This window comes from Actinomadura sp. NPDC000929 (assembly GCF_040492065.1).
Lineage (GTDB): Bacteria > Actinomycetota > Actinomycetes > Streptosporangiales > Streptosporangiaceae > Spirillospora > Spirillospora verrucosospora.
Genome location: NZ_JBEUPA010000031.1, coordinates 42243 through 67117, shown reverse-complemented (window position 1 = coordinate 67117; position 24875 = coordinate 42243). Strand labels below are relative to the sequence as shown.

Annotated in this window: 22 protein-coding genes and 1 pseudogene; 9 read left to right on the top strand and 14 right to left on the bottom strand. The window is 71.2% G+C overall.

All coding sequences use genetic code 11. The features are described 5' to 3' along the window. Positions 1–816, bottom strand: a pseudogene (locus ABWI04_RS14565) (AAA family ATPase); the annotation flags it as partial. Positions 817–1073: 257 nt separating this feature from the next. On the opposite strand from ABWI04_RS14565, the gene rnhB reads away from it, so the two are divergent. Together rnhB and ABWI04_RS14555 are read left to right on the top strand one after the other, a co-directional pair. Further along, positions 1074–1823 carry a ribonuclease HII gene (gene rnhB / locus ABWI04_RS14560; RefSeq protein ID WP_353832705.1) on the top strand — a complete coding sequence of 250 codons (750 nt, stop codon included), beginning with the start codon at positions 1074–1076 and terminating at the stop codon, positions 1821–1823. A gap of 80 nt (positions 1824–1903) precedes the next feature. Then, positions 1904–2536, top strand: a complete 633-nt coding sequence (locus ABWI04_RS14555; protein ID WP_345183090.1) for an HhH-GDP family DNA glycosylase — start codon at positions 1904–1906, stop codon at positions 2534–2536. A gap of 16 nt (positions 2537–2552) precedes the next feature. Here the strand turns inward: ABWI04_RS14555 and ABWI04_RS14550 are convergent, their stop codons facing one another. From ABWI04_RS14550 to ABWI04_RS14540, 3 genes are all read right to left on the bottom strand, one after another. After that, entirely contained in the window at positions 2553–3215 is a 663-nt protein-coding gene (locus ABWI04_RS14550) for a nitroreductase family protein (RefSeq protein ID WP_345183092.1), read from the bottom strand. A gap of 96 nt (positions 3216–3311) precedes the next feature. Beyond that, complete coding sequence (locus ABWI04_RS14545) at positions 3312–4829, bottom strand: TerD family protein (RefSeq protein ID WP_345183095.1); 1518 nt, start codon at positions 4827–4829, stop codon at positions 3312–3314. A gap of 119 nt (positions 4830–4948) precedes the next feature. After that, the gene (locus ABWI04_RS14540; protein WP_345183097.1) at positions 4949–5584 is read right to left on the bottom strand and encodes a TetR/AcrR family transcriptional regulator; all 636 of its coding nucleotides are present in this window, start codon (positions 5582–5584) and stop codon (positions 4949–4951) included. A 120-nt stretch (positions 5585–5704) separates the two neighbouring features. Here ABWI04_RS14540 and ABWI04_RS14535 point away from each other — a divergent pair, with 120 nt between their 5' ends. Further along, positions 5705–7129, top strand: coding sequence for an MFS transporter (locus tag ABWI04_RS14535; protein WP_345183099.1), 1425 nt, complete (start codon positions 5705–5707; stop codon positions 7127–7129). Between the two features lie 41 nt (positions 7130–7170). On the opposite strand, the gene lplAB is transcribed toward ABWI04_RS14535, so the two are convergent. After that, positions 7171–8220 (bottom strand): lipoate-protein ligase LplAB, encoded by a 1050-nt coding sequence (lplAB, locus tag ABWI04_RS14530; RefSeq protein ID WP_345183101.1) that lies wholly within the window; start codon positions 8218–8220, stop codon positions 7171–7173. A 115-nt stretch (positions 8221–8335) separates the two neighbouring features. Between lplAB and ABWI04_RS14525 the strand changes: the two genes are divergently transcribed. From ABWI04_RS14525 to ABWI04_RS14515, 3 genes are all read left to right on the top strand, one after another. After that, complete coding sequence (locus ABWI04_RS14525; protein ID WP_345183103.1) at positions 8336–8671, top strand: winged helix-turn-helix transcriptional regulator; 336 nt, start codon at positions 8336–8338, stop codon at positions 8669–8671. A 134-nt stretch (positions 8672–8805) separates the two neighbouring features. Then, positions 8806–9393 carry a carboxymuconolactone decarboxylase family protein gene (locus tag ABWI04_RS14520; RefSeq protein WP_345183105.1) on the top strand — a complete coding sequence of 196 codons (588 nt, stop codon included), beginning with the start codon at positions 8806–8808 and terminating at the stop codon, positions 9391–9393. Positions 9394–9538: 145 nt separating this feature from the next. After that, positions 9539–10504 carry a pirin family protein gene (locus ABWI04_RS14515; RefSeq protein ID WP_345183107.1) on the top strand — a complete coding sequence of 322 codons (966 nt, stop codon included), beginning with the start codon at positions 9539–9541 and terminating at the stop codon, positions 10502–10504. A 17-nt stretch (positions 10505–10521) separates the two neighbouring features. Here the strand turns inward: ABWI04_RS14515 and ABWI04_RS14510 are convergent, their stop codons facing one another. From ABWI04_RS14510 to ABWI04_RS14500, 3 genes are all read right to left on the bottom strand, one after another. Further along, entirely contained in the window at positions 10522–11670 is a 1149-nt protein-coding gene (locus ABWI04_RS14510; RefSeq protein WP_353832702.1) for a hypothetical protein, read from the bottom strand. Between the two features lie 92 nt (positions 11671–11762). Beyond that, positions 11763–12926, bottom strand: coding sequence for an alpha/beta hydrolase (locus tag ABWI04_RS14505; protein ID WP_353832701.1), 1164 nt, complete (start codon positions 12924–12926; stop codon positions 11763–11765). Positions 12927–13105: 179 nt separating this feature from the next. Beyond that, entirely contained in the window at positions 13106–14008 is a 903-nt protein-coding gene (locus tag ABWI04_RS14500) for a LysR family transcriptional regulator (protein WP_345183113.1), read from the bottom strand. Between the two features lie 126 nt (positions 14009–14134). On the opposite strand from ABWI04_RS14500, the gene ABWI04_RS14495 reads away from it, so the two are divergent. Further along, positions 14135–15031, top strand: coding sequence for a serine hydrolase (locus ABWI04_RS14495; protein WP_353832700.1), 897 nt, complete (start codon positions 14135–14137; stop codon positions 15029–15031). A gap of 98 nt (positions 15032–15129) precedes the next feature. Then, positions 15130–15825 carry a DoxX family protein gene (locus tag ABWI04_RS14490; protein ID WP_353832699.1) on the top strand — a complete coding sequence of 232 codons (696 nt, stop codon included), beginning with the start codon at positions 15130–15132 and terminating at the stop codon, positions 15823–15825. Between the two features lie 92 nt (positions 15826–15917). Here ABWI04_RS14490 and ABWI04_RS14485 read toward each other — a convergent pair whose 3' ends face one another. From ABWI04_RS14485 to ABWI04_RS14475, 3 genes are all read right to left on the bottom strand, one after another. Continuing rightward, positions 15918–16853 (bottom strand): NAD-dependent epimerase/dehydratase family protein, encoded by a 936-nt coding sequence (locus ABWI04_RS14485; RefSeq protein WP_345183119.1) that lies wholly within the window; start codon positions 16851–16853, stop codon positions 15918–15920. Between the two features lie 86 nt (positions 16854–16939). Beyond that, on the bottom strand, positions 16940–17881 hold the full coding sequence (gene sigJ, locus ABWI04_RS14480; RefSeq protein WP_345183122.1) for an RNA polymerase sigma factor SigJ: 942 nt from the start codon (positions 17879–17881) through the stop codon (positions 16940–16942). A 113-nt stretch (positions 17882–17994) separates the two neighbouring features. Then, the gene (locus ABWI04_RS14475; RefSeq protein WP_353832698.1) at positions 17995–18594 is read right to left on the bottom strand and encodes a TetR/AcrR family transcriptional regulator; all 600 of its coding nucleotides are present in this window, start codon (positions 18592–18594) and stop codon (positions 17995–17997) included. A 102-nt stretch (positions 18595–18696) separates the two neighbouring features. Between ABWI04_RS14475 and ABWI04_RS14470 the strand changes: the two genes are divergently transcribed. Next, entirely contained in the window at positions 18697–20169 is a 1473-nt protein-coding gene (locus ABWI04_RS14470) for an MFS transporter (protein ID WP_353832697.1), read from the top strand. Between the two features lie 177 nt (positions 20170–20346). On the opposite strand, the gene ABWI04_RS14465 is transcribed toward ABWI04_RS14470, so the two are convergent. The 3 genes from ABWI04_RS14465 to ABWI04_RS14455 all read right to left on the bottom strand — a co-directional run bounded on the left by ABWI04_RS14465 (position 20347) and on the right by ABWI04_RS14455 (position 24712). Continuing rightward, positions 20347–23163 carry a vitamin B12-dependent ribonucleotide reductase gene (locus ABWI04_RS14465; protein ID WP_345183129.1) on the bottom strand — a complete coding sequence of 939 codons (2817 nt, stop codon included), beginning with the start codon at positions 23161–23163 and terminating at the stop codon, positions 20347–20349. Positions 23164–23281: 118 nt separating this feature from the next. Further along, complete coding sequence (gene nrdR, locus ABWI04_RS14460) at positions 23282–23755, bottom strand: transcriptional regulator NrdR (protein WP_141583086.1); 474 nt, start codon at positions 23753–23755, stop codon at positions 23282–23284. A 621-nt stretch (positions 23756–24376) separates the two neighbouring features. Next, complete coding sequence (locus ABWI04_RS14455) at positions 24377–24712, bottom strand: LysM peptidoglycan-binding domain-containing protein (RefSeq protein WP_353832696.1); 336 nt, start codon at positions 24710–24712, stop codon at positions 24377–24379. Positions 24713–24875 lie beyond the last annotated feature (163 nt).

Genomic DNA, 24875 nt, shown 5'->3' with positions numbered 1-24875 from the left:
CGCCCGGGGCTCGTCGACGACGACGTCGGTCATGATGTCGACGGCCAGGGCGATGACGCCGCCGATCGCGACGAGCGCGGCGCCCACCCCGAACATGGCGGCGCCCCCGTCCTCGCCGGAACCGCGCCGGTCGGGCCTGCTCGGCTTGTCCGTCCGCTCCCGCTTCTCCGGACCAGAGGAGTTCTTGCGCGGCCCTGCCATGGCGTCCCCCTTCGGGCTCGCCTGCTCCTGCACCCAGCCCGTTTCGTAAGCCTCCGCCGGAACGGCTCGCCTTGCCCGGTCCCAGCGGTAGGCGAGAACGGCCAGTGCCGCGAGCCACCCTGGCGTAACGCTGGCCTGCGGCAGCGGGTGAGCGCACGCCGCGGTCGCCACACCCGCGGCGGCCAACCCCAGAAGCGTCGTGCTCCACGGCGCGTATCCGCGCAGGCGGAAGGCGATGAATGCGACGGGCACGGCGAGCAGGGCGAGAAGCAGCGACGGGTTCAGATAGGGCGGGTGCCCATCGTCCGGGTAGAGCCTGCCCAAAGGCACCGACAGCGCCAGCCAGGCCAGAATCACCGTGACGACGGCCATGCCCGTTGGCGAGCGCAGTGTCAGATGAACGACGACCAGCAGGATCACCGTGAACGCTGCCGCGCTGAGGATCGGCCCGTCCAGGAGGACCGTCGCCACCAGCACAAGCGCGATCAGCAGGACCGCCCCCAGAAACCTCAGCCCGGGAGCGACCTGGAAGTAGCGCCATCTCAGGCGCTCGAAAAGATCCCGCGCCGCGGCGTTCTTCGCCGGGCGGGAGCGAGACCTGCCGAACAAAGCCATCAAGAGCGAGTAAAGCGCAGGACCGCCCGGAACGGGACTACCCGCGCCCTGTTCGTTGACTTACATCGACCCCTGCCTGGTGCGAAGCAGAGCCCACGCCGCGCCTGGGAGCAGGACATTCGTCCTGTCCAGAAGTCGATGTTCTGCTCTGCTTCCGCTTTCGGGCGCGCGGGACGGCGCGCCCCTACGATCGGTGGCGCAGTCCGTTCCCGCTCTAAGGAGACCCCTTGACCGACCCCACCGGCGCCCTTCCCGGGCTGGTCCCCTCTCCCGCCGCAGCCCCGAGCGCGGCGCGCGCCGCAGGTTACGAGATCGAAGAGGAGCTGCGGGCCGCGCCGTCCGGAAGCGGCCGCCCGGTCGTGATCGCGGGAGTGGACGAGGTCGGACGAGGCGCGTGGGCGGGGCCCGTCGTGGTGTGCGCGGCGGTGACGGAGGCGAGCCCGCCACCCGTCCTGCCTGGGCGCGGGAAGAAGACGGTCGCGCTGACCGATTCCAAGCTCCTCACGCATGCGCATCGCGAGGCATTCGCAGAAATCCTCCCTGACTGGCTGGCCGGGCACGCCATTGGCGCGTCCAGCCCAGAAGAGATCGACGAGCTGGGCATGACCGCCGCTCTGAGGCGCGCCGCCATCCGCGCGTTGGAATCGCTGCCCGTCCAGCCAGATGTGGTCATCCTCGACGGCAAGCACGATTTCCTCAGCCGTCCTTGGCGCGTCCGGTGCGAAATCAAGGCCGACCAGAGATCGGTCACCGTAGCGGCCGCGTCCGTCCTGGCCAAGGTCTATCGAGACCGTCTCATGGCGGATCTGGACGGCGAGTTCCCCGGCTACGGGTTCGCCGACAGTGCCGGGTATCCCTCCCCCGTCCATCAGAAGGCGTTGGAGGAGCATGGGCCCACGCCGCACCACAGGCTGTCGTGGTCGTACCTGGACGACCTCCCACGCTGGCGGCACATGAAGAAGCACCGCGATCCGCTCGCCGGCGAAGGGCAGCTCAGCCTGCTGTGATCCCTGTGAGCCCTCTCGCGCGCGTGCATGAGTCATCCCCGACGGCCCGGGTAGAGCGGCAGACACGGGAGGTGGATGCCATGGACACCGTCGTCAAGAAGCTGCTGCGGGAATCCGGCGGGACGTTCGCCGAGGAGGCCGGCATAACCCTGAAGGACCAGCCGGCCGCGCTGTTCAAGCTGCTCGTCCTGGCCAACCTGCTGAGCGCCCGCATCTCCTCGGACATCGCCCTCGCCGCCGCCCGCGAGCTGTTCGAGGCGGGAGGCGGCACGGCACGCGGCATGGGCCGGCTCACCTGGCAGGAGCGCGTCGACGCGCTCGGCAGGGGCCACTATGTCCGCTACGACGAGAGCACCGCGTCCCGCCTGGGCGACGTGGCGCAGATCGTCGAGGACAGGTACAAGGGCGATCTGCGGCGGCTCGCCATCGAAGCCGGACGCGACCCCGAGAAGGCCGCGGAACTGCTGCGGGAGTTCCCCGGCATCGGCCCCACCGGAGTGGACATCTTCTGCCGCGAGGCGCAGGCCATCTGGCCGTGGCTCCGCCCCTACGTCGACGACCAGGTGAAGAAGGGCGCCGAACGCCTGGGACTGCCCAGCGACGCCGAGAAGCTCGCCTCGCAGGTGCCGGAGAAGGACCTGGCCCGGCTCACCGCGGCGCTTGTCAGGGTGGCCCGGGACAAGAAGCTGGCCGAGCACCTGAAGGCCGCGTAGGCGAGGCGCGCACGCGTCACGTCCAGACGACGACCTCGTCCATGTGCTTGCGGGTGATGTCGGGCACCATCGCGTCGTCCGCCGGGTAGCCGACGGGTATCACGACGTAGGCGCGTTCTTCCCGCGGACGGTCGCACACCTCGTTCAGGAAGCGCATGGGGCTCGGCGTGTGCGTGAGGGTCGCCAGGCCCGCCTGGTGGAGGCCGGCCAGGAGAAACCCCACGGCGATGCCGACCGACTCCTTTACGTAGTACGGTCGCGGCGTCTCAGGGCCTTTGTGGACTTCGAAGACGATGATGACCGCGGGGGCGTCCTCAAGGAACGGCTTGCGCCAGTCGGTGCCGAGCGGAGCCAGCGCGTCCAGCCACTCCTGAGAGGCGCGCTGCTCGTAGAACTCCCGCTCCTCCCGCTCGGCGGCGTCCCGGAGGCGCCTCTTGCGCTCCGGGTCGGTCACCACCACGAAACGCCACGGCTGCAGGTTGGCCCCGCTGGGCGCCGTCGCCGCGGCCCGGATCGCGTGCTCGATGACGGCGCGCGGCACCGGACGGTCGGAGAAGTCCCGGACGGTGCGGCGCAGCGTCATCGTGTCGGCGAACGTCTGGACGCGCTCGACCGACTGCTCGGGCGCGACGTCGAAACGAGGCGCAGGCACGACGGGGTACTGCGGCTGGGTGCTCATGTGACCGTTCCTACCGTCGGCCCCGGGCCCGGGACAATCGGCAGCATCAGCCAACGTTCCCGGGCCCGTTCCGGCACTCCGCGCGTCGTGGGGTGCTCAGTCCTTGCCGCGCGAGGCGACCCACTCCAGGTTCCAGCCGTACGCCTGGTCGACCGTCATCTTGCCCCAGCGCGGACGGCCGGGCGGCGGCAGGACGTACCGGCCCTCACGGCGGACGACCAGTTCCCCGTTCACGTTCTCGATGAGCGCCAGAACCGCGTCACGGGATGCGTCCATGCAGTCGTTCATGTGCATCTCGATCGGCGGCGCGCCCACCGGGAACAGCGTGGCGACCGCGTCCATGCCCCGGAAGTCGTCGGCGCCTTCGTAGATCTCGGCGAACACCAGGATCCGCTTGAACTCCGCCGTGTGGTCGAGGTTGATATGGAGGTTCTCCCCCGTCTCGATCGCGCCGGTGCGGTCGTCCTTGTCGAGCTTGATGTAGGGCGGGCGGTCGAGCGCGCCCATGTCGCCGAGGGCGTGGATGATGCCCTTCCGGCCGTCCTTCAGCTCCCAGAGGCAGCACAGGTCCAGGTCGAGGTCGACGCCGCGGCGGCGCTTGCCGAGGAGCCCCTTGGCCGCGCCCTCGCGCGCCGTCCAGTTGAGGTTGACGCGCATGTGGCCGCCCGTCGCCCCGTGCTTGGTCAGCGACACCGACGGCGCGTTCTTCGTCAGAGAGATCTTGCCGCCCTGCTGTTGCGGCGGCGTGGCCCCGGCGGGAGGCGTGGCCCCGGCGGGGGGCGGCGGCGCGTACTGGCCAGGCGGCGGGTACTGGCCGGCGGGCGGGGCGTACTGCTCCCCGGGCGGCTGGTACTGGCCGGGCGGCGGCGGGGGCGCGTACTGACCGGGCGGCGGCGGATACTGCCCGGGCGGGGGCGCGTACTGCCCGCCGGCAGGCGGCGGCGGAGGCGTGTACTGGCCGCCGGGCGGCGGCGGCACGTACTGCCCGCCGGGAGGCGCGTACTGCTCCTGCGGCGCGGGCTGCTGCGGCTGCGGAGGGGCGGGCGGCGGAGCCTGCGGCTGCGGGGGCGCGGGAGGCGCCGCCTGGCCGGGGTCGTCGACGCTGATGCCGAAGTCGGTGGCCAGCCCGGCGAGCCCGGAGTCGTATCCCTGGCCGATCGCACGGAACTTCCACGCGCCCTGCCTGCGGTAGAGCTCGCCGAGGACGAACGCGGTCTCGGTGGTGGCGCCCGGGCTTTCGAACCGGGCGACCTCGGCCCCGCCCGCGGCGTCCAGCACGCGCACGTAGAGCCCCTGGAACTTGGAGAACGTCCCTCCGTCGGAGGACGCGGCGATGACGATCTTATCGACGGCGGGCTCGACCCTGTTCAGGTCGACCGCCAGGACGTCACGGACGGTCGGCCCCTGCTGCTTGCCCTCGTGCCTGACGGCGCCCGACCCGTGCACGGGCTGGTTGTAGAAGACGAAGTCGTCGTCCGACCGGACCCGGCCGGTCTCCGCCAGCAGGAGCGCAGAGGCGTCCGCGTCGGGCACGCCGGGGCCGCCCTGCCAGCCAAGCTCGACCCGCACCGAAGGAACCGGAACCGCCGTGTTGGCGCCCTTCTGCATCGACATGAACGCTCCTCGTCATCGACCGACTGTCACCAACCTACGGGCAGCCGCCCGGCCCCGCGACTCGCCATGAGAGGAGGACGCTCGGCGCCGCGGGGGAGTTCCGTTTCGCTCGCGCGGCCTCACCCGGACGAGTCGGTGGGCGGCGCCCCCGGCAGCGGCGCGGGCTCGGGCGTGCGCAGACCGTCCAGGACGATCCGCAGATTGCGGTCCCACTGCTGGTCACCCGCTTGCAGGCCCACCGTGTGGTCGCCGGTGGACACGGACACCAGCAGGAACGCGACGTCCTGCCACGTGATGTCGGCGCGCATGGCGCCGGCGCCCTGCGCCCGCTCCACCAGAAGGCGGATGCGCTCGCGCAGTTCCGCGCGCGCGTGGTCGATGCCACCGCCCAGCGCGTAGTTGATGTCGCACAGTTCGTTTCGAAGCCGGGTGTAGGACGCCGCGAAGTCGCAGAAGCCCTCCCAGGGGTCGGGATCGGCGAGGCCCTCGTCGCCCTTGGCGACGATCTCACCGAGCACCTCGGCGAGGACCGCCTCGAGCAGCGTCTCCAGGGTGCTGACGCGCCGGTAGAACGTCCCGACGCCCACCCCGGCGCGGCGCGCGATCTCGTGGGCCGTGACCTCTCCGCCGATCTCGCCGGTCGCCTCGCGCGCCGCCGCGACGAGACGCTCCACGTTGCGCCGGGCGTCGGCCCGCGGGCGGCGGCCCGTGCCGTCGTCCAGCAGCCGGTCCACCGCGCTCCTGGTACCGCTCATGAATCGGATTCTAGCCACAAGCGGACGCTTCCGGTCCGATTTAAGTGGACAGCTCGCGTCCGGTTGCGCTAGCTTCTCCGGAAGCGGACGCGACCCGTCCGCTTGACGAAGGGACTGGTCATGGCATCCGGACACGGAGGCTCCCCCGCCATGAAGATCACCGCGCTCGCCGCGGGCTTCGTGATGGCGAGCGTGGACGCCACGGTCATGCAGATAGCGGGGGCGACCGTGCAGGAGCGCCTCCATGCTCCGCTGAGCCGCCTGACCTGGGCCGTCGACGGCTACGTGCTGACGTTCGCGGCCCTGCTGATGCTGGCGGGCGGCCTCGCCGGCAGGCTCGGGGCCCGGCGCGTCTACCTGGCGGGCATGGCGGTGTTCCTCGCCGCCTCGCTGGCCGCCGCGCTCGCCCCCGCGATCGAGGTCCTCATCGCGGCACGGCTCGTCCAGGGCGCGGGCGCCGCGCTGTTCATGCCGAGCTCGCTCGCCCTGCTGGTCGAGGCCTTCCCCGACCCGCGGCGCCGCACGCGCGTGCTCGGCCTCTGGTCGGCGATCGTGTCGTCCTCGATCGCGCTCGGCCCGACGCTCGGCGGCGTCCTGGTGGGCACGCTCGGCTGGCGCAGCATCTTCCTGCTCAACCTGCCGCTCGCGATCGCGGGCATGGCGCTGGCCCGCCGCCACATCGCCCCCGTCCCCGGCCGTCCCGGCCCGCTCGCCCTCCCCGGCCACGCCGCGCTGGCCGCCGGCCTCGGCGCCCTGAGCTTCGTGCTGATCGAGGGACCGCACCGCGGCTGGACCTCCCTCCCGGTCCTCGCCGCGATCGCCCTGGTGCCGGGCGCCACCGCCCTCCTCCTGCTGCGGGAACGCCGCGCCCCCGCCACCGTGATGCCGTGGGCGCTTTTCCGCGACCCGCGCTTCACCGGCGCCAACACCGTGGGCTTCCTCTTCAACGCCGCCTTCTTCGGGACGCTCTTCCTGGTCGGCCTGTACTTCCAGCACGGCACGGGCGCCGGCCCGATCCGGGCGGGCCTGATGGTCCTCCCGATGACGGTCTTCCTGCCGCTGAGCAATCTGGCGTTCGCGCACCTGTCCGCCCGCATCGCGACCGGCCTTCTGCTGACCGCCTCCCTCGTCCTGGCGGCCGCAGCGGCGTTCGCCCTGACCGCGCTCACCCCGTCGGGCCCCTACTGGACGACCGCGGCGGCCCTGGCGACGACCGGCATCGCGGGCGGCATCGTCTCCCCCGCCATGACGGCGGTCATGGTCGACGCCGCGGGCCCGGGCAACGGCGGCGTCGCGGGCTCCGTCCTCAACACGGGACGCCAGATAGGCACGCTCATCGGCGTAGCGGTCATCGGCGCCGTACTGGGCACGTCCACCGACTGGACGGCCAGCGCGGCCATCGCGTTCTCACTGGTCGGAGCCGCCTACCTCGCCGCGGCCCTGGGGGCCTGGCGCCTCATAGCCCACCCCCAACGAGCCGCCGGGCGCGAGCAGCGGCACCCCGTCCAAGAATCCTCCCCCTGCACTCACACCCAACCCGCCTGACCGCACCAGAAAGGAACGATGTCGTGAGAGGCGTCGGAGTGTCAGGGGACTCGGGCGGTCCAGTCGGGGGTGGCGAACTTGCCGGTCACGTACTTGTCGGCGAGGCGCCGCTCGTCGTCGGTCACGCGGTCGTCGGTGAGGCCGTACCGGCCGCGGAAATGGGCGATCATGCGATCGATGATCTCTTCGCGGGGCAGGCCGGTCTGGCGGCGGAGCGGGTCCACGCGCTTGACCGCGCTGGCGATGCCCTTGTCGGAGATCTTCTCCCGGCCGATGCGGAGGACCTTCAGCATCTTGTCGGCGTCGATGTCGTAGGCCATGGTCACGTGGTGCAGCACGGCGCCGGCGGCCAGCCGCTTCTGCGCGGCCCCGGCGATCTTGCCGTGGTCGGAGGTGATGTCGTTCAGCGGCTGGTACCAGGCCCTGATCCCGAGCTCGCCCAGCGCGCCCAGCACCCAGTCGTCGAGGAAGGCGTAGCTCTCGGCGAAGGACATCCCCGCCACCAGGCTCTCCGGGGCGTAGAGCGAGTAGGTGATGGTGTTGCCCGGCTCGATGAACATCGCGCCGCCGCCGCTGATCCGGCGGACCACCTCCACGCCGTGCCGCTCGGCCTCCGCGGCGTCGACCTCGTTGCGCAGCGACTGGAAGCTGCCGATGACCACCGCCGGCGACGCCCACTCCCACACCCGCAGCGTCGGCGGGCGCCGTCCCGCGCCGACCTCCTCGGCGAGAACCTGGTCGAGGGCCATGTGCAGCGCCGGGTCCTGCGGCGGCTCATGGACGAGCCGCCAGTCGTGCTCGCGCCAGTCGGACGCGCGCGCGACGGCCCGCCGCACCGCGATCCCCACGGCCTCGGCGGTGATGCCGAGCATCACGGTGTCCCGCGGAAGGGCCGCCTGGACGCGGGCCCCGAGCGCCCGGGCGTCGAGCCCGGCCGGCAGCCCGTCCAGGGCCGCATTGATCGTTTCGAGGGCGTCGTCCGGTTCCAGGAAGAAGTCGCCGCTGATCCTCGGGCCGCGCAGCACCCCGTCCACGACGTCGACGTCGGCGACGACCAGCTTGCCGCCGGGGACCTTGTACTCACCGTGCATCACGTAGACCTGAACCCCGCGGACCCGCACCGGATTCCGCCGCGTGCGCGACGACGGCGCGGCGGCGGGCGGCCACTGCGGCTAGTGTTCCGGGAACCCGACCACAGGAGGGGGCATGCCGAAACCGGGAAGGCCGGTGCGCGGCTCGTCCGGGGGCCGCCCGCTGATGGCGGCCCTCGACCTGTTCGGCCGCCGCTGGACCCTGCGCATCGTCTGGGAACTCCAGGACCAGCCCCTCGGCTTCCGCTCCCTCCAGCAGCGCTGCGACGCCATGTCCTCCAGCGTCCTGCGGCAGCGGCTCCTCGAACTGATCGACGCGGGCCTCGTCCGCCAGACGCCCGAGAACCTCTACGCCCTGACCGAGCTGGGCCGCGACGCCCGGGAGGCTCTCCGCCCGCTGTCGCGATGGTCCGACCGATGGGCCGCCGCGCTCGACGAAGGGCCCGGCTGACACCGCGATCCGTCCTGCGGCCGCTGCCGGCCCGGGGCCCCGGCGGCCGCCTCGACGTCCTCCGCACGCTCCCTTGCGTTTCTTTTTCCGAAGCACCAGACTGCTTCTAAAATCGAAGCACTCCGGAGGTCGCCGTGCCCCGCATCGCGCCGCTCGATCCCCCGTACACCCCCGAAGTCGCCGCCGCCCTGGCCAGATGGATGCCGCCGGACGTCGCCCACGACCCTCTGGTGCTGTTCCGCGTCCTGTACCGGAACCCCGAACTGGCGTCCCGCATGCGCGTGCTCGGCGCCGGCCTGCTCGCCCACGGCCGCCTGCCCGCCCGCGACCGGGAGATCATCATCGACCGGACCTGCGCCCGCACCGGCTGCGAGTACGAGTGGGGCGTCCACGCCGCGGCGTTCGGCGAGGCCGCCGGGCTCGGCCGGGAGCACCTCCGGGCGACCGTGTCCGGCGACGGCGCCCCCTGGTCGCCGAAGGAGCGCCTCCTGATGGGCGCGGCCGACGAACTCCACGACTCGGCCCGCATATCCGACCGGACCTGGACCGCCCTCGCCGAGCACTACGAGGAGCCTCAACTGCTCGAGATCCTGGTGCTCGCCGGCTGGTACCGCACCATCGGCCAACTGATCAACACACTGGAGATCGACAACGAACCCTGGGCCCCGCCCTTCCCCGCCCCGCACCCCCCGCCGAAGACGCCCCCGCCCTCCCTCACATAAGGAACCACCACCTCGCCACGACACCCGCTCCCGAGAACCTCGGAACAACTCGCGCACCGGTGCGGTGACGCGCTTCCTGGCAGGTCGGTTCGATGGGCGGGGCGGGGGCGTTGTTGAATGGCGGCGTTGCGGGGAGGGTGGTCTGGTGAGCAATCTTGACGTCAAGCCGAAGCCGGTCGAGTGCGGAGGGCGGGAGGACGTCCCGGGAGGGCCGGTCCATGAGCTGCTGCCGCCCCGGCGGGTGCCGCTCGGCGAGAGCACGGTCGTGCGGCGGCTGCTGCCCAGCCTGGGCCGCCGGATGGTCGGCGCCTGGTGCTTCGTCGACCACTACGGACCGGACGACATCGCCGACGAGCCGGGGATGCAGGTGCCGCCGCATCCGCACATCGGCCTGCAGACGGTGAGCTGGCTGCACGGCGGCGAGGTGCTCCACCGCGACAGCCTGGGCAGTCTGCAGACCGTCCGGCCGAAGGAGCTCGGGCTGATGACGTCCGGTCGGGCGATCTCGCACTCGGAGGAGTCGCCGCGCGGGCACGGCCCCGTCCTGCACGGGGCCCAGCTGTGGGTGGCGCTGCCCGATTCGGACAGGGACACCGACCCGGCCTTCGAGCATCACGCCGACCTGCCCGTCGTCGACGGTCCGGGGTTCGGCGCCACCGTGATCCTCGGGGAGCTGGACGGGGCCGCGTCGCCCGGCACCGTCTTCACGCCCATCGTCGGGGCGGACATCGCCCTGGCGGACGGCGCGGACGTGCGCCTGCCCGTGGAACCGGACTTCGAGTACGCCGTGCTCACGATGTCCGGCGTCACGGAGGTCGACGGCATGCGCGTGGACCCCGGGTCGATGCTGTACCTGGGATCCGGCCGCCGCGAGCTGCCCCTGAGGGCCGACGTGGCGAGCGGGCTCGTGCTGCTCGGCGGCGAACCGTTCGAGGAGAAGCTCGTCATGTGGTGGAACTTCGTCGCCCGGACGGGTGAGGAGATAGCCCGCGCCCGCGACGACTGGATGGGAGGCGACCGCTTCGGCAGCGTGCGCGGCTACGACGGCTCCCCGATCCCGGCCCCCGCCATGCCCGCGACGCCTCTGAAGCCGAGGGGCCGGACTCGCTGAACGACCGCGCGCCGCTCTCAGCCCTCGCCGGCCTGCGCGTTGCCGGTCTGCACGTTGCCGGACTGCACGTTGCCGGACTGCACGTTGCCGGTCTGCACGTTGCCGGTCTGCACGTTGCCGGACTGCACGTTGCCGGTCCGCATGTTGCCGGTCCGCGCGTTGGCGACCTGCGCGTTGGCGACCTGCGCGTTGCCGACCTGCGCGTTGCCGACCTGCGCGTTGGCGGGCGGCGCGTTGGCGGGCGGCGCTGCGGAGGCGCGGAGGGAGGCCAGGAGGGTGCTCAGCATCAGCAGGCCTCCTGCGGCGGCGAGGCCGTTGAGGGCGATGGCCGCGATCGGATACTCGGCGGACGTGTAGCCGCCCGGGCGAAAGACCGCGACCGCGAGTTTCCAGCCGCCCCAGGCGAAAAGGGAGCCGGACGCGGTGAAGCCGATGGCCGTCGGCAGCCATGCGGGCATGTTCGGGCGTGCGGAGCTGACGGCCAGGACGCTCCAGACGCCGAGGAGCGCCCACAGGGCCGAGTCGCCCAGGAGGAGGCGGGTGTTCACGTCGACGAGGTCGCGGTGCGCGGGGTCGAGGCCGAGTTCCGCACCCGCCGACCACAGCGTCCAGAATGCGGCCGGCACGGCGGTGAGCACGGCGGCCGTGCGCGCGCGTCCGACGGCGGTCCGGTTGCGGTCGGAGAGGCGTCCCAGGAAGGCGGTCGGCCATCGTTCCCGCATGTAGATGGGGAGCGCGATGGCGAGACCGATGGCCATGCCGGTGAATCCGATGCCGATGAAAGTCATCTCCCACGAGGGCGCCGCGTCGCCGCCGGTTTCCTCCCCACCGCCGCCCAGGAGGGCACTGACCATGCTGTAGGGCATGAGGGGGATCAGGAAGCCGCCGCCCACCCAGGTGAGGAAGACCAGGGGCGCGGCCGGGATCCGCCACCGCATGCCCCGCGCCAGGACGAGCCCCAGCGCGATCCCGGTCGCGGACATGCCGACCGTCACCACGTTGAGCACGATCCAGTCCGCGCCGCCGAAATGCGCCGGAAACTGGCCGAACGCCGCGGCCGCTACCCACACGACCTTGACCGCCAGATAAAGCGACAGCGACGCGGCGGCGCCGTACCCGCCGAGCCGTCGCGCCGCCGCCCATCTCGTCCCGATCACTCCGGACATTCCCGTCATGATCGAAGCCTGCCGCCCGCCGGGCGGGCGCCCCTCCCCCGCGCGGGGCGTTCGCCTCACCCGGGGGAGGGAGGGCGGCGGCCCTAGCGATCGGCGGGAAGGAACTCGTCGAGGGCTTCGGCGACCAGGTCGGGACGTTCGAGGGTCTGCATGTGCGGCGTGCCGGGAAGCTCCCGGTAGGTCGAGCCCGGGATGCGCCCGGCGATGCCCGACATGATCTCCGGGGTCGTCGAGGCGTCCAGTTCTCCCGCGAGCACCAGGGTCGGGAAGTCCTTCCCTGCCAGCCGGCCCTGGACGTCCAGGCCCTTGAAGGCCCGCCAGGCCGCGGCCCAGTCGGCGGAGTCGAAGCGCCGGATGCGCTCCCGCGCGTACCGGACGCCCCAGGGGTCGGTGGCGAGCGCGGCGGGCGTGAACCAGCGCGTCAGGGTGGGGACGATCTGCGCTTCCATGCCGTCGGCCTCACCGGACCGGGCTCGGTCCTCGAAGGCGTCGAAGGCGTGGTCGGTGGTGGCGAGCAGGGCCAGCGACGCGACGCGTTCGGGTGCGCGGACGGCGGCGGTCTGCGCGATGCCGCCGCCCATCGACAGGCCGACGACGTGCGCCCGGTCCACGTCGAAGGCGTCGAGGACGCCGAGCAGGTCCGCGGCGAGGTCGTCCATGGTGAACGGGCGGGGCGCCCCGGATGCGCCGCCGTGTCCGCGGAAGTCGTAGGCGAAGACCCGCCGGCCGTCCGCCAGCCGCTCCATGACGGGCTCCCACATGCGCCAGTCCACGCCCAGGGAGTGCGAGAGGATCACGGCCGGTCCGCGGTCGCCCTTCTGCGCGACGACGGTCTCATGGTCGGCGAGCGCGATGCGATGCATGCGCGGCGGCTTGTCCATGCCCTGCTCTTCCAGAACGCCGTTGACGACGGCGAGCGCGTCGAGCGCGCGAGGGAAGCCCGCGTAAACCGAGACGTGCTCGCACAGGGCCAGCAGTTCGGACGGTTCGACGCCCTGCCGCAACGCTCCCCGCACATGGATGGCGAGGCGGCGGTCGGCGCCGCCCAGGGCCGCGATGATGGCGACGGAGGCCAGCTCGCGCGCCCGGCGGCCCAGTTCGGGCCGGGCCAGCGCCCCGCCGAACGCCCCCTCCACCACGGCCTCGAACATCTGCGGGGACGTCTGGAGCACCTCACCGAGCGCCTCTTCGGGCCTGCGCCCCATCAACCCTTCATATTCGCGCCGTCCGCGCTCGCCACGGTTCATGTCCTGCTCCTCTGTAGAAGTCCGCGTTCTGTGGGACGCCTCCATGCTCGTGCCGATAGCGGCAAGATGTCCAAGACCTAGCAAAGCTGACCGTCAGATCTCAGCCTTATTACCCTCGGATCGGCCGCCCGCGTCGCGGACGTCTCGCCATGCCGCTCCGGTTCCCCGACGGTCTGCGGTCACGGTCCGATCGAGGCGAGGTCCGGACGGCGCGCCGCGAAGTCGATGAACGCGGCCAGCGCGGGACTCGGACGGCGTCCGGCGGGCCAGGCGAGGGACGGCGCCCAGGTCGGTTCGGGCTCAAGCCGCACGACGCTCACCGGCTGGCCCGGCTCCTCGGCGACCGAGCGGGGGACGACGGCCGCGGCGAGTCCCACGCTCGCCATCGCCCTGGCCGTGCTGTACTCCCGCGTCTCGAACCGGATGCGCGCCGTCGCGCCGGCGGCCGCCAGGGCGGACAGGACGATCTCGCGGATCACCGAGCCCGGCGAGTAGCAGACCAGGTCGACACCGTCCAGCGCGGCGACGGGCACTCTGTACCGGCCCGCGAGCGGCGCCGACTCCGAAGTGATGAGGACGAGCGGCTCCTCGCCGAGGGGGAGGGACTCCAGCCGCCGCCCTTCCTCCTGCGGCGGCATCCGGACGACGGTCGCCGCGTCGAGGCGTCCTCCGCCGAGGCCCGCGACCATCTCCTCGGTGTTCATCTCCCGAAGTTCCACGTCGACCGCCGGGAACTCCCCGGAGAACTCCGCCAGCAGGCGCGCGAGCCGGGCCGTCAGGCCGCGGGCCCCGCCGAGGCGGATCCGGCCCCGCGTCCCCTCCGCCCAGCCGCGCATCTCGTCCTCGACCGCCGCGATGTCGGACAGGATCCGCTCGGCGTGCTCCAGGAGCGCCGACCCGGCCGGTGTCAGCTCGACCCTGTGGTTGTTGCGCTCGAACAGGGTGATGCCGAGCTGCCGCTCCAGCTTGCGGATCTGCTGGGACAGGGCGGGCTGCGCGATCTGCAACGTCTCCGCCGCACGCGTGAAGTGCAGCTCACGCGCCACCGCCCTGAAGTACTCCAGCTGACGAGAACCCATCATGCGTACATGTTCTCACCACGACGTAACTCATGTGCCGCACCTATTACGCCGTCTCAAGTGTTAACGCAGGGGTAACAGCCCGCTCCCGACACTCCCGATCATGGATCCCGACGCAGGACGGCGTCGATGAGACGGGCCGTGCTCCTCGCCGCCGCGGTGCTCGCCGCGACCGCGACCCTCGTGGCCGGTTCGACGGCGTTCGTCTACGAGCCCCCCGCCGTCCCTACGATGGCCCCGACGACCCCGACGGCCCCGGCCCAGAGGCGGCATCCGACGACGCCCACCCTCACCCGATCGCAGCGCGACGAACTCACCCGCGCGCTCCGCCGGTACCTGGACGGCAGGACCGGCGATCTGTCGATCTCGGTGCGCGAGGCGTCCACCGGCCTCTCGTACTCCTACGGCGACGGCCTGCGCACGGCGACGGCCAGCATCGTCAAGGTCGACATCGTCATGGCGCTGCTTCTCCGGGCTCAGCACGAGCGGCGTGCGCTCACGTCCAGCGAGAAGGCCCTCGCCGAGCGGGCCATCAAGGTCAGCGACAACGACGCCGCCAGCGCGTTGTGGCGTTCCGTCGGCGGCGCGGGCGGTCTGGCCTCCGCCAACAGGAAGCTCGGCCTGCGCGACACCGAGCCCGGTCCCGGCGGCTCCTGGGGGTCGACGACGACGAGCGCCGCCGACCAGATCCGGCTGCTGACCGCCCTCACCTCGGCGGACAGCCCGCTGAGTTCCGCGAGCCGCCGCTACGTCCGCCGCCTGATGGGGGACGTGGCGCCAGAGCAGGCATGGGGAGTCAGCGCGGCGGGGACCGGCGCCGAGGTGAAGAACGGCTGGCTGCCCCGCGAAAGGCACGGCGGCGCCTGGACGGTCAACAGCATCGGAATCGTCGCCATCGCGGGCCGCACCTTCCTGCTCGCCGCTCTCTCCGAACGCGACTCCACCCTGCGGGACGGCGTCGAGACCCTGGAGCACGTTTGCGGAACCGTCGCCGCGGCCCTCGTCCGCGCCTCCATCGAAACCTGAGCGGTCCGTTCACCTGCGATGTTCGCGATATCCGCCCCGGGGCCGTCATACTCTCCGTCAACCAGGGCCCGTCCCCCCGCGCCGAAGGAGCCGCTGGCATGCGCACTCGTCCGCTGTACGACGTCGCCGCCGTCCTGGCGCGGCTGGGCGTGGGCATCGTCTTCATGGCACACGGCTGGCAGAAGATCGAGGCGGGGGTCACCGCGACGGGCCGCTCCTTCGACGCCCTCGGCGTGCCGCTGCCGACCGCCGCGGCCGTCTACTCCGCGTTCGTCGAGCTCCTCGGCGGGGCCGCGCTGATCGTCGGGCTCGGCCTGCCGATCGCCGGGGCCCTCCTCTTCATCGACATGGCCGGCGCGTTCGTCTTCGTCCACGCGGACCAGGGCCTGTTCCTGGTGGACGGCAAGACCGTCCAGAACGGATACGAGCTGGTCCTCGCGCTGGGCATGGCCGGCCTGCTGTTCGCGGCGGGCGGCGGAGGCCGCCTGACCCTCGACCAGTGGATCGTCGCGAAGCGCTTCCACCGCCCCGGTCAGGGCGACGAGGACGAGGAGGACGCGGCGAGCTTCGTGGAGTCGCTGCGGCAGGCCGAGACGAAGCCCGCGAAGAAGCCGCGCCGCTCCCCCAAAGCGCCCGCGGCTCCCGCCCCGGACCCGTCCGAGAAGCCGGACAAGCCCGCCGACGACCCCGACGACGTGCTGGTGGCCGGACGCCGCAAGCCGTCCCAGCGCCGCCGCGCCTCGTCCACCCAGCCGACCAAGCGGCCCGCCGACGACACCGGCACACCGACCTGAGCCAGGCGAAGGGACCGACCGAAGCCGGTCCCTCGCTCCGTGAGCACCGGCTGCTCCGCCCGCTCGTGGAGGGCGGGGCGGCGATCACCAACTCATGCCTTGACCTGGAGGCCCTGACGCCAGCTGGGGTGCGCCGGGTTCCAGCCCAGTTCGCGCTTGGCCTTGGCGTTGGACGCGCCACGCAGTTCGGTCATGAGCACGACTCCGGCCTCTCCGGCTGCCAGCCGTCCGATGAACCGCGGCACGCGCAGCGGCTTCTTGGCGCCCAGCATCGCCGCCAGCTCCGGCAGCCATTCGGCGACCGGGGCGGGGTCGTCGTCCACGATGTTGTAGACACCGCGGCCGCCGTTCTCCACCGCCGCGACCGTGGCCTCGGCGGCGTCGGCGATGTGGACGAACGACCACACGCCGCCGCCGTCGCCGACTACCGGGAACTTGCGCTTGCGGATCATCTCCAGCTGCTCGGAACCCGGCGCCATGGAGGTGCCGGGTCCGTAGAACGCGCCGTAGCGCAGCACGATGCCCTCGGTCCAGTCGGCACTCAGCACGGCCTTCTCCAGGTGCCCGACCGCGGCGATCATCGAGGCCATCTGCGCGACCGGTGAGCGGTCCAAGGGGTCGTGCTCGCTCTTGACCCGCCCGCCGGTCCGATCGTAGGTGAACGCGCCGTTGCTCTGGGCGACGAAGCGCCGTACCCCGGTGGCGCGGGCGGCGGCGAGCAGATTGTCGTTGCCCTCGATCCGCAGCCGGTCGGTCGCGGCGAAGCTGCGTTCGAAATGGCGGGTGTCGATGTGCCCGATGGCGGTCAACTGGTTGACGATCACCTCCGGGGCCGCTTCGCGCACGGCCGCCTCGACCTGGGAGCGGTCGAGCGCGTCGGCGATGACCGGTACCGCGCCCAGCCGCGCCGCCCCGGCCTTGCCGGCTTCGCCGCGGACCATGGCGAACACCTCGTGCCCCGCTTCGACCAGACGAGGCACGAGCTCCTTGCCCATCGCTCCGGTCGCTCCTGCCACCAGTACTCTCATCGTCGGCTCCCTTGCTCTCCGGTCCGGGTTCGCCACTTGAACCGGATGGCCCGCCGATTGCTGACAGAAGTCGAACGTGTCCTACGTCACACCGTGAGCAGGGGCTCCCCATGCTCGGCCGCCGCCCATTGCGCGGTCGCGCGTTCGAGCTTGTCGGGGTTCGCCTGAGTGCGGCAGGCGGTGATGCCCTCGGCCGTCACCTCCAGGCACATGACGGCGACGACCCGGCCGTCCACGACGGCCACAACGGCGGGCTCGCCATTGGCGACCCAGGCGTAGATCTCGGACGAGCCGCCGACGATGGCGCGTTTGGCCTCCGCGGGCTTGAAGAGCGCCCGCACGAACGTCGCGACCGCGACGGCTCCCTCGAACGCCTTGGTGCGCGCCGGGACCTTCCCTCCGCCGTCGCCGACGGAGACGGCGTCCTTGGTGAGCAGGCGCACGAGCTCATCCGTCCGCCCGCTGGTGGCGGCCGCGAGGAACTCCTCGACGATCCGATGGGCGGCCGCCTCGTCGATCGCGCCGCGGGCCTTCCCGTGCGCGACATGCTTCTTCGCGCGGTGAAAGATCTGCTGGCTGGCGGCCTCGGTGATGTCGAGGATCTCGGCGATCTCCCGGTGCGGGTAGTCGAAGGCCTCCCGCAGCACGTAGACGGCCCGCTCGTTGGGGGTCAGGCGCTCCATGAGGGTGAGGACCGCGTACGACACCGATTCGCGCTGCTCGGCCGTGTCGGCGGGCCCGAGCATCACGTCCCCCGCGAGCAGCGGCTCGGGGAGCCATCGGCCCACGTAGGTCTCGCGGCGCGCCCGCGCGGAGGTGAGCTGGTTCAGGCACAGGTTGGTGAGCACCTTCGTCAGCCAGGCCTCGGGGACCTCGATGTGGGCGACGTCGGCGGCCTGCCAGCGCAGGAACGTCTCCTGCACGACGTCCTGCGCCTCGTCCGCCGAACCGAGCAGACGGTAGGCGATGGCCTCCAGGCGGGGCCTCGCCAGCTCGAACCGGTCGACGTCCGTCCCCGTCAAAGGCATGATCCGATCCTAGTCTCCCGCAGTTCCACCTGGTCGCGGCCCGTCTCGTGTGCTCGTGCACTAGAGCAGTGCGCTTGTTCGAAGGGTGCGGTATTCCCGCCCGAATCTCTGTCTCAAGCGCCGCCGTCACCACGTACGGGGCCCTCACCGGAGCGAAGTCCGTCGAAGAAGACGGCCAGGATCTGCTCACGGTCCTCAGGTCCTCGTTCCACGGCCCAGGCGACCGCCGCGACGAGCGAGAACAGCGCGGAGGCGTTGACGTCCGGCCGGACTGCTCCGGCCTCCTGAGCGCGCGCCAACAGTTGCGCCCCACCCGCTTTCATGGCCTGGCAACTGGCGTGCAAGTCCGATTCCGGATCGGCGAGGCTGTCAACGAGGGCGTCGACCAGGCCGCGATAGGTCATCGCATGCTCCACCGCGGCCTCGAACCACTCGACCAGTGCGTCGCCAGGCATAGCGGCGGTGAGCAGTGCGTCCGAGCGCACGCGCAGCCCGCGCAGGCTCTCACCCAGTAGTGCCTCCAGAAGCGCCTGGCGGTTCGGGAAGTGCCGGTAGAGGGTCACGTTCCCGACGCCGGCTCTGCGCGCGATGTCGTTCAAAGACGCGCCGACGCCCTGCTCGGTGAACGCCGCCCGCGCCGCCGTCAGCAGCCGGTCGTAGTTGCGCTGCGCGTCCTTGCGCGGCGCCCGCCCGGTCGCCCGCCCATTCGCCATGAACCCTCCGCCGGTTGCTAAACGAGGAACCTCCTCATATCGTACCGGACTTGAATCGAGGAGCCTCCTCGTTTAACTCTCATCGCCGCAGCGAGGAGCACCATGACCGAAGAGATCCTGCCCGCGCCGACGACGGGGGCCGCCCGTGTGCCCGATCCGCCCGGACCGCGGCGCCGACCGGGCCTCGTGCTGGCGATCGTGCTGATCTGTCAGACGATGTTCATCCTCGACACCAGCGTGGTGAACATCGCCCTGCCCCACATCCAGCGAGACGTGGGGTTCTCCCCCGCCGATCTGTCGTGGGTGCTGAACGCCTACATGCTGGCGTTCGGCGGGCTGCTCCTGCTCGGCGGACGCGTCGGCGACGTCTTCGGCCAGCGGCGGGCGCTCATCGGCGGAGTCGCCGTGTTCACCGTCGCCTCACTAGCCGGGGGGCTGTCGACGTCGGCCGGGATGCTGCTCGCCGCCCGCGCCGGGCAGGGGATCGGCGCCGCCGTCGCCGCACCGACCGTGCTCGGCCTGATCACTATCGGCTTCCCCGACCAGGCCGCGCGAGGGCGGGCGCTCGGCGCCTACGCGGCCGTTTCCGGCTCCGGCGCCGCGCTCGGTCTGATCGCCGGCGGAATGCTCACCGACTGGATCTCCTGGCGCTGGGTCCTGTTCATCAACGTGCCGGTCGGCGCCGTCCTGCTCATCTCGGCCCCGCTGTTCATTCCCAAGACCGACCGCCGTCCAGGACACTTCGATCTCGCCGGCTCGCTGACCTCGACCCTGGGCGTGACCGCACTCGTCTTCGGCTTCATCCGCGCCGCCGAACAGGACTTCGGCGACCCGCTCGCCCTCGGCGCGCTCGGCGCGGCCGTCATCCTGCTCGCGCTGTTCGTGGCCGTCGAGGCCCGTGCCCGGCAGCCGATCACTCCGCTGCGGCTGTTCGCCGACCGCAACCGGGCCACCGGCTACCTCGGCCTGCTGTTCGTCATGGCCGCGGGCAACGGCATGTTCTTCTTCCTCACCCAGTTCCTGCAGCAGATCCGCGGCTACGACCCGTTGAAGGCCGGCCTCGCGTTCGTGCCGCTGACCCTCTTGATCCTCGTCTCCTCCAACGCTTCCGCTCGGCTGCTGCCCCGCCTCGGCGCGAAGACGCTCACCGCCTCCGGTGCCGCGGCCATCACCGTCGGCCTTCTCTGGCTGGCCCGGCTCACACCGTCGGCCGACTACGCGGGATCGCTGCTCGGCCCGACACTCATCGCCGGCCTCGGCATGGGCACCCTGCTGGTCGGGATCACCACCGTGCTGACCTCGGGCGTACGCGCGGAGGACGCCGGCGCCGCCTCCGGCCTTCTCAACGTCATGCAGCAGATCGGCGGCGCACTGGGGCTGGCCATCCTCGTCACCGCGTTCGGTGCCGCCACCCGCACGGCAGACGGAACAGGCCACCACGTCTTCACCAAGGGGGCGACCACGGCCTTCACCGTAGGAGCGGTTTTCACCGCCTGCACCATCCTGCTGGCCCTGACCATGAAGACCCGCCAAGCCCCCACGCGCGAACCCCTGCCTGGCGAGGAGCCCATCTGATGGCGGTCGCATAACCCCGTCGAAGCTTCGCCTCTGGCCCTGGCAAAGGCCGGTCACGACAGGCCGCAGGTCGAATGCCGAGTCGCACTCAACGCAACGAACGCTCACGCGAAAGGGAGAGCGGGGTACCGGCTCATCGCCGATACCCCGCTCTGACCAGGCACTACACAGCCGAGATCAGCTGCAGCCGCTGGTGGAGCCGCAGCCCTCGCAGACGTAGCAGCTGCCCGCCGGGCGCATCTTGGTGCCGCAGGTGAGGCAGAGCGGCGCGTCGGCCGTGCGGCCCTGGCGGCTCTCGATGACCTCCATGGACGAGCGCGCCTCGCCGCCCGCGGCCGGGGCGGGCGCCGCAGGCCGGGCGATCTCGGCGGACTGCGCCAGGGACTCGCGGTCGACCTCCTCCTCGACGTGCAGGGCGGCGGGGTCCTCGCCGTTGGCCTGCATCGCGCGCTCCTCGGCGGTGAAGATGCCGAGGCCGGCGCGCTCCTCGTACGGGAGGTGGTCCAGCGCCAGGCGGCGGAAGATGTAGTCCATCACCGAGGTCGCCATGCGGATGTCCGGGTCGTCGGTCATGCCCGCCGGCTCGAACCGCATGTTGGTGAACTTCTCCACCCACGTCTCCAGCGGGACGCCGTACTGGAGGCTGATGGAGATCGCCATGGAGAAGGCGTCCATCACGCCGGCGAGCGTGGAACCCTGCTTGCCGAGCTTGAGGAAGACCTCGCCGACGCCGTCGTCCGGGTAGGACGAGGCGGTCATGTAGCCCTCGGCGCCCGCCACGGAGAAGCGGGTCACGGTCGCGGGACGCTGCTTCGGCAGGCGCCGGCGGACGGGACGCGGCGCCGTCTCGGCGGGCGCCGCCGCCTTCGGCTCCTCCTTCTTGCCCGCGACGGACAGCGGCTGGCCGACCTTGCAGTTGTCGCGGTAGATCGCCAGGGCCTTCAGGCCGAGCCGCCAGCCCTCGAAGTACACCTTCTCGATGTCCTCGATGGTGGCCTGCTCCGGCATGTTGACGGTCTTGGAGATCGCGCCGGACAGGAACGGCTGGACGGCCGCCATCATCCGGACGTGCCCCATCGGGCTGATCGCCCGCTCGCCCATCGCGCAGTCGAACACCTCGTAGTGCTCGGGGCGCAGCCCGGGCGCGTCCACGACGTGGCCGTGCTCGGAGATGTACTCGACGATCGCCTCGATCTGCTCCTGCTGGTAGCCGAGCTGCTTCAGGGCGCGCGGCACCGTGTGGTTGACGATCTGCATGGACCCGCCGCCGACGAGCTTCTTGAACTTCATCAGCGCGAGGTCCGGCTCGATGCCGGTGGTGTCGCAGTCCATCATCAGGCCGATCGTCCCGGTGGGGGCGAGCAGGCTGGCCTGCGCGTTGCGGTAGCCGTTCTTCTCGCCGGCCTTCAGGCAGTCGGTCCACTGCTTGGCCGCGGCGGCGTGGATCGCCTTGCCCATCGCGTCCAGCGTGCGGACGTCGTCGTTGGCGGCGGCGTGCTTGCGCATGACGCGCTTGTGGCCCTCGGCGTTGCGCGCGTAGCCCGCGTACGGCCCGACGACGCCCGCGATCTCGGCCGAGCGCCGGTAGGCGACGCCCGTCATCAGCGACGTGATCGCCGCCGCGAGGGAACGTCCGCCCTCGGAGTCGTAGGCGTGCCCGGTCGCCATCAGCAGCGCGCCCAGGTTGGCGTAGCCGATGCCGAGCTGCCGGTAGTCGCGGGTCGTCTGCGCGATCTTCTCCGTCGGGAAGTCGGCGAACGTGATGGAGATGTCCATCGCCGTGATGATCAGCTCGGTGAGCTTGACGAACCTGGCGACGTCGAAGGCGTCCTCGGGGGTGAGGAACTTGAGCAGGTTGATGCTCGCGAGGTTGCAGGACGAGTTGTCCAGGCTCATGTACTCCGAGCAGGGGTTGGACGCGGTGATCCGCCCGGTCTCGGGGTTGGTGTGCCAGTCGTTGATCGTGTCGTCGTACTGGATGCCCGGGTCGGCGCACTCCCACGCCGCCTTGGCCATCAGCCGGAACAGCTCCTTGGCCTTGATCGTCTCGACGACCTCGCCGGTCATCCGGGCGCGCAGCGCGAACTCGCCGTCCGACTCCACGGCGTGCATGAACTCGTCCGACACCCGGACGGAGTTGTTGGCGTTCTGGTACTGGACGCTGCCGATGTCCTTGCCGCCGAGGTCCATGTCGAACCCGGCGTCCCGCAGCGCGCGGATCTTGTCCTCCTCGCGCGCCTTGGTCTCGATGAACTCCCCGATGTCGGGGTGGTCGACGTCCAGCACGACCATCTTCGCGGCCCGGCGGGTCGCACCGCCCGACTTGATCGTCCCGGCGGACGCGTCGGCGCCGCGCATGAACGACACCGGGCCGCTGGCCGTCCCGCCCGAGGACAGCAGCTCCCGGCTGGAGCGGATGCGGGAGAGGTTCAGGCCGGCGCCCGAGCCGCCCTTGAAGATCACGCCCTCTTCCTTGTACCAGTCCAGGATCGACTCCATCGTGTCGTCCACGGACAGGATGAAGCACGCCGAGACCTGCTGCGGGGACTTGGTGCCGACGTTGAACCACACGGGGGAGTTGAAGCTGAACATCTGGTGGACCAGCGCGTACTTCAGCTCGTGGTCGAAGATCTCGGCGTCCTCGTCGGAGGCGAAGTAGCCCTCCTTGAGGCCCGTGTCCACGTACATCCGGACGACGCGGTCGACGAGCTGCTTCAGGCTCCACTCCCGCTGCGGCGTGCCGACCGCCCCGCGGAAGTACTTCGACGTGACGATGTTGACGGCGTTCAGCGACCAGAAGTCGGGGAACTCGACGCCGCGCTGCTCGAAGTTCACCGAGCCGTCGCGCCAGTTGGTCATGACGACGTCACGACGCTCCCAGCGCATCTCGTCGTACGGGTGCACGCCGGGCGTGGTGAAGATGCGCTCGATCTTCAGCCCTTTGCGGCCCCCCTTGCCGCGCCGCGCCGTCGAGCCGCTCACCGTCTCCGTCATGACCTTCCCCCTCTCGGACCCTCCCGCCGGGCCCTGTCCAGGAACAACCACGCCGCCGCGCGAACGATGCCCGCGCGGAGACGCCTTTACTTGTGCTGATGTGTTTCCGGAACCGTCCCTAACGGGACGGGCCGGGCTCCCCCGAGGAACCGGCCTTCCGCAGTGCTTCGATCTCCTTGGCGAAGTCGTCCAGCGACTCGAAGCTCCGGTAGACCGAGGCGAATCGCAGATAGGCGACCTCGTCGAGTTCGCCGAGCGGCCCCAGGATCGCGAGGCCGATCTCGTGCGAGGGGATTTCCGCGGATCCGGACGACCTGATCGCCTCTTCGACCCGCTGTCCCAACTTCGCGAGCGCATCCTCGTCGACCGGGCGGCCCTGGCAGGCCCTGCGCACCCCGGCGATGATCTTTTCCCGGGAGAACGGCTCGGTGACCCCGCTGCGCTTGGCCACCATCACGAGCACATTCTCCTGCGTCGTGAATCGCTTGCCGCATTCCGAGCACGACCGGCGGCGCCTAATGGCGCCACCGTCATCGGTCGAACGGCTGTCGATGACTTTGGTGTCAGGGTTGCGACAGAACGGGCAGTGCACGTCCAATCCCTCCCCTGTCGTAAACGAGTTACACCGATGGTAGCGCCATATATAGGGAACTACATCGATGTGACTACTAGATGTTGTGGTCAACCGTAGGGCTCGCCGGACTGCTTCGCAACCTGCTCCCGCGTCCCCTCCGTCACATCCGCCGCGTCCGCGCAGGTCATCTCCGAGACCCGGATTTTCCGTCCGGGCGTGTCGTCACCCACCGCCTCCGGCAGGCCCCTCCCGGTAACCCCCATCACGGCAAAGTCCCAGCAAGAGGCCCCTCTGCCCCACCCGCCGCCTCCAGCAAGGCCCACCGCGCTCGGCCGCGCCGACAGTCGTCGCCTCAACCACTCACACGCACGCCCCACCGCCTCTTGCCGCTACGGGCGCGACCCGCCACCCCCACCTCCCAAGAACAAGGCCCACCCAGGCCGCCATGCCGCACCCGGCGCCCCCTATCGATCGCGACGAGACCCGCGTGACATCCAGAACGGCGGACGACGCGGCGACGGCGCGCATGATCAACAGGAGCCCGGACCGCTCCTGCAGCCGTCGAGCGAGAGGAAGGAACGTCCGACGGGTGCGACGAGTGGCCGCAGCAGTGGTGACCGAGCGTGTCGGGCGCGCCGGTCAGCTTGAGGGCAGCCGGAGCTCCTGGCCCGGGTGGACGGTGGGGTCGCCCGCCAAGCCGTTGAGGTCGATAATGCTCTCCACCACGAGGCGAGGATCGCTGCCAGGATCGGCGGCGGAGGCGATGTCCCAAAGGGTCTCGCCGGGCTCGACGACGACCGTTTCAGAGGGCCGCGCCGGGCCGCCGTGGCTTTCCCGGGAACCGGCGAAGGCGCCCGAGCCCACGTTGAGCCAGAGCAGGATGAGCGTGACGGTGGCGGCGAAGGCGACCAGGACGGCGCGGCCCCGGCGGGTCAGGCGGATCGGGGGATGGTCACTGCGGGGTGAACCCGACATCTCTCCCCTCCTCGACTTCGAATGCATTTTCGATCGAACGCCTGTACGATGTTCTACCAGGGGCCCTCCCGAAAAAGCGAGCGCATCTTCGAACAATTGTTTGATCATCGGGCCTGGACGCGATAGCGTTCATGACAAGGAGTGACGGATCCGAGGCGCCCGG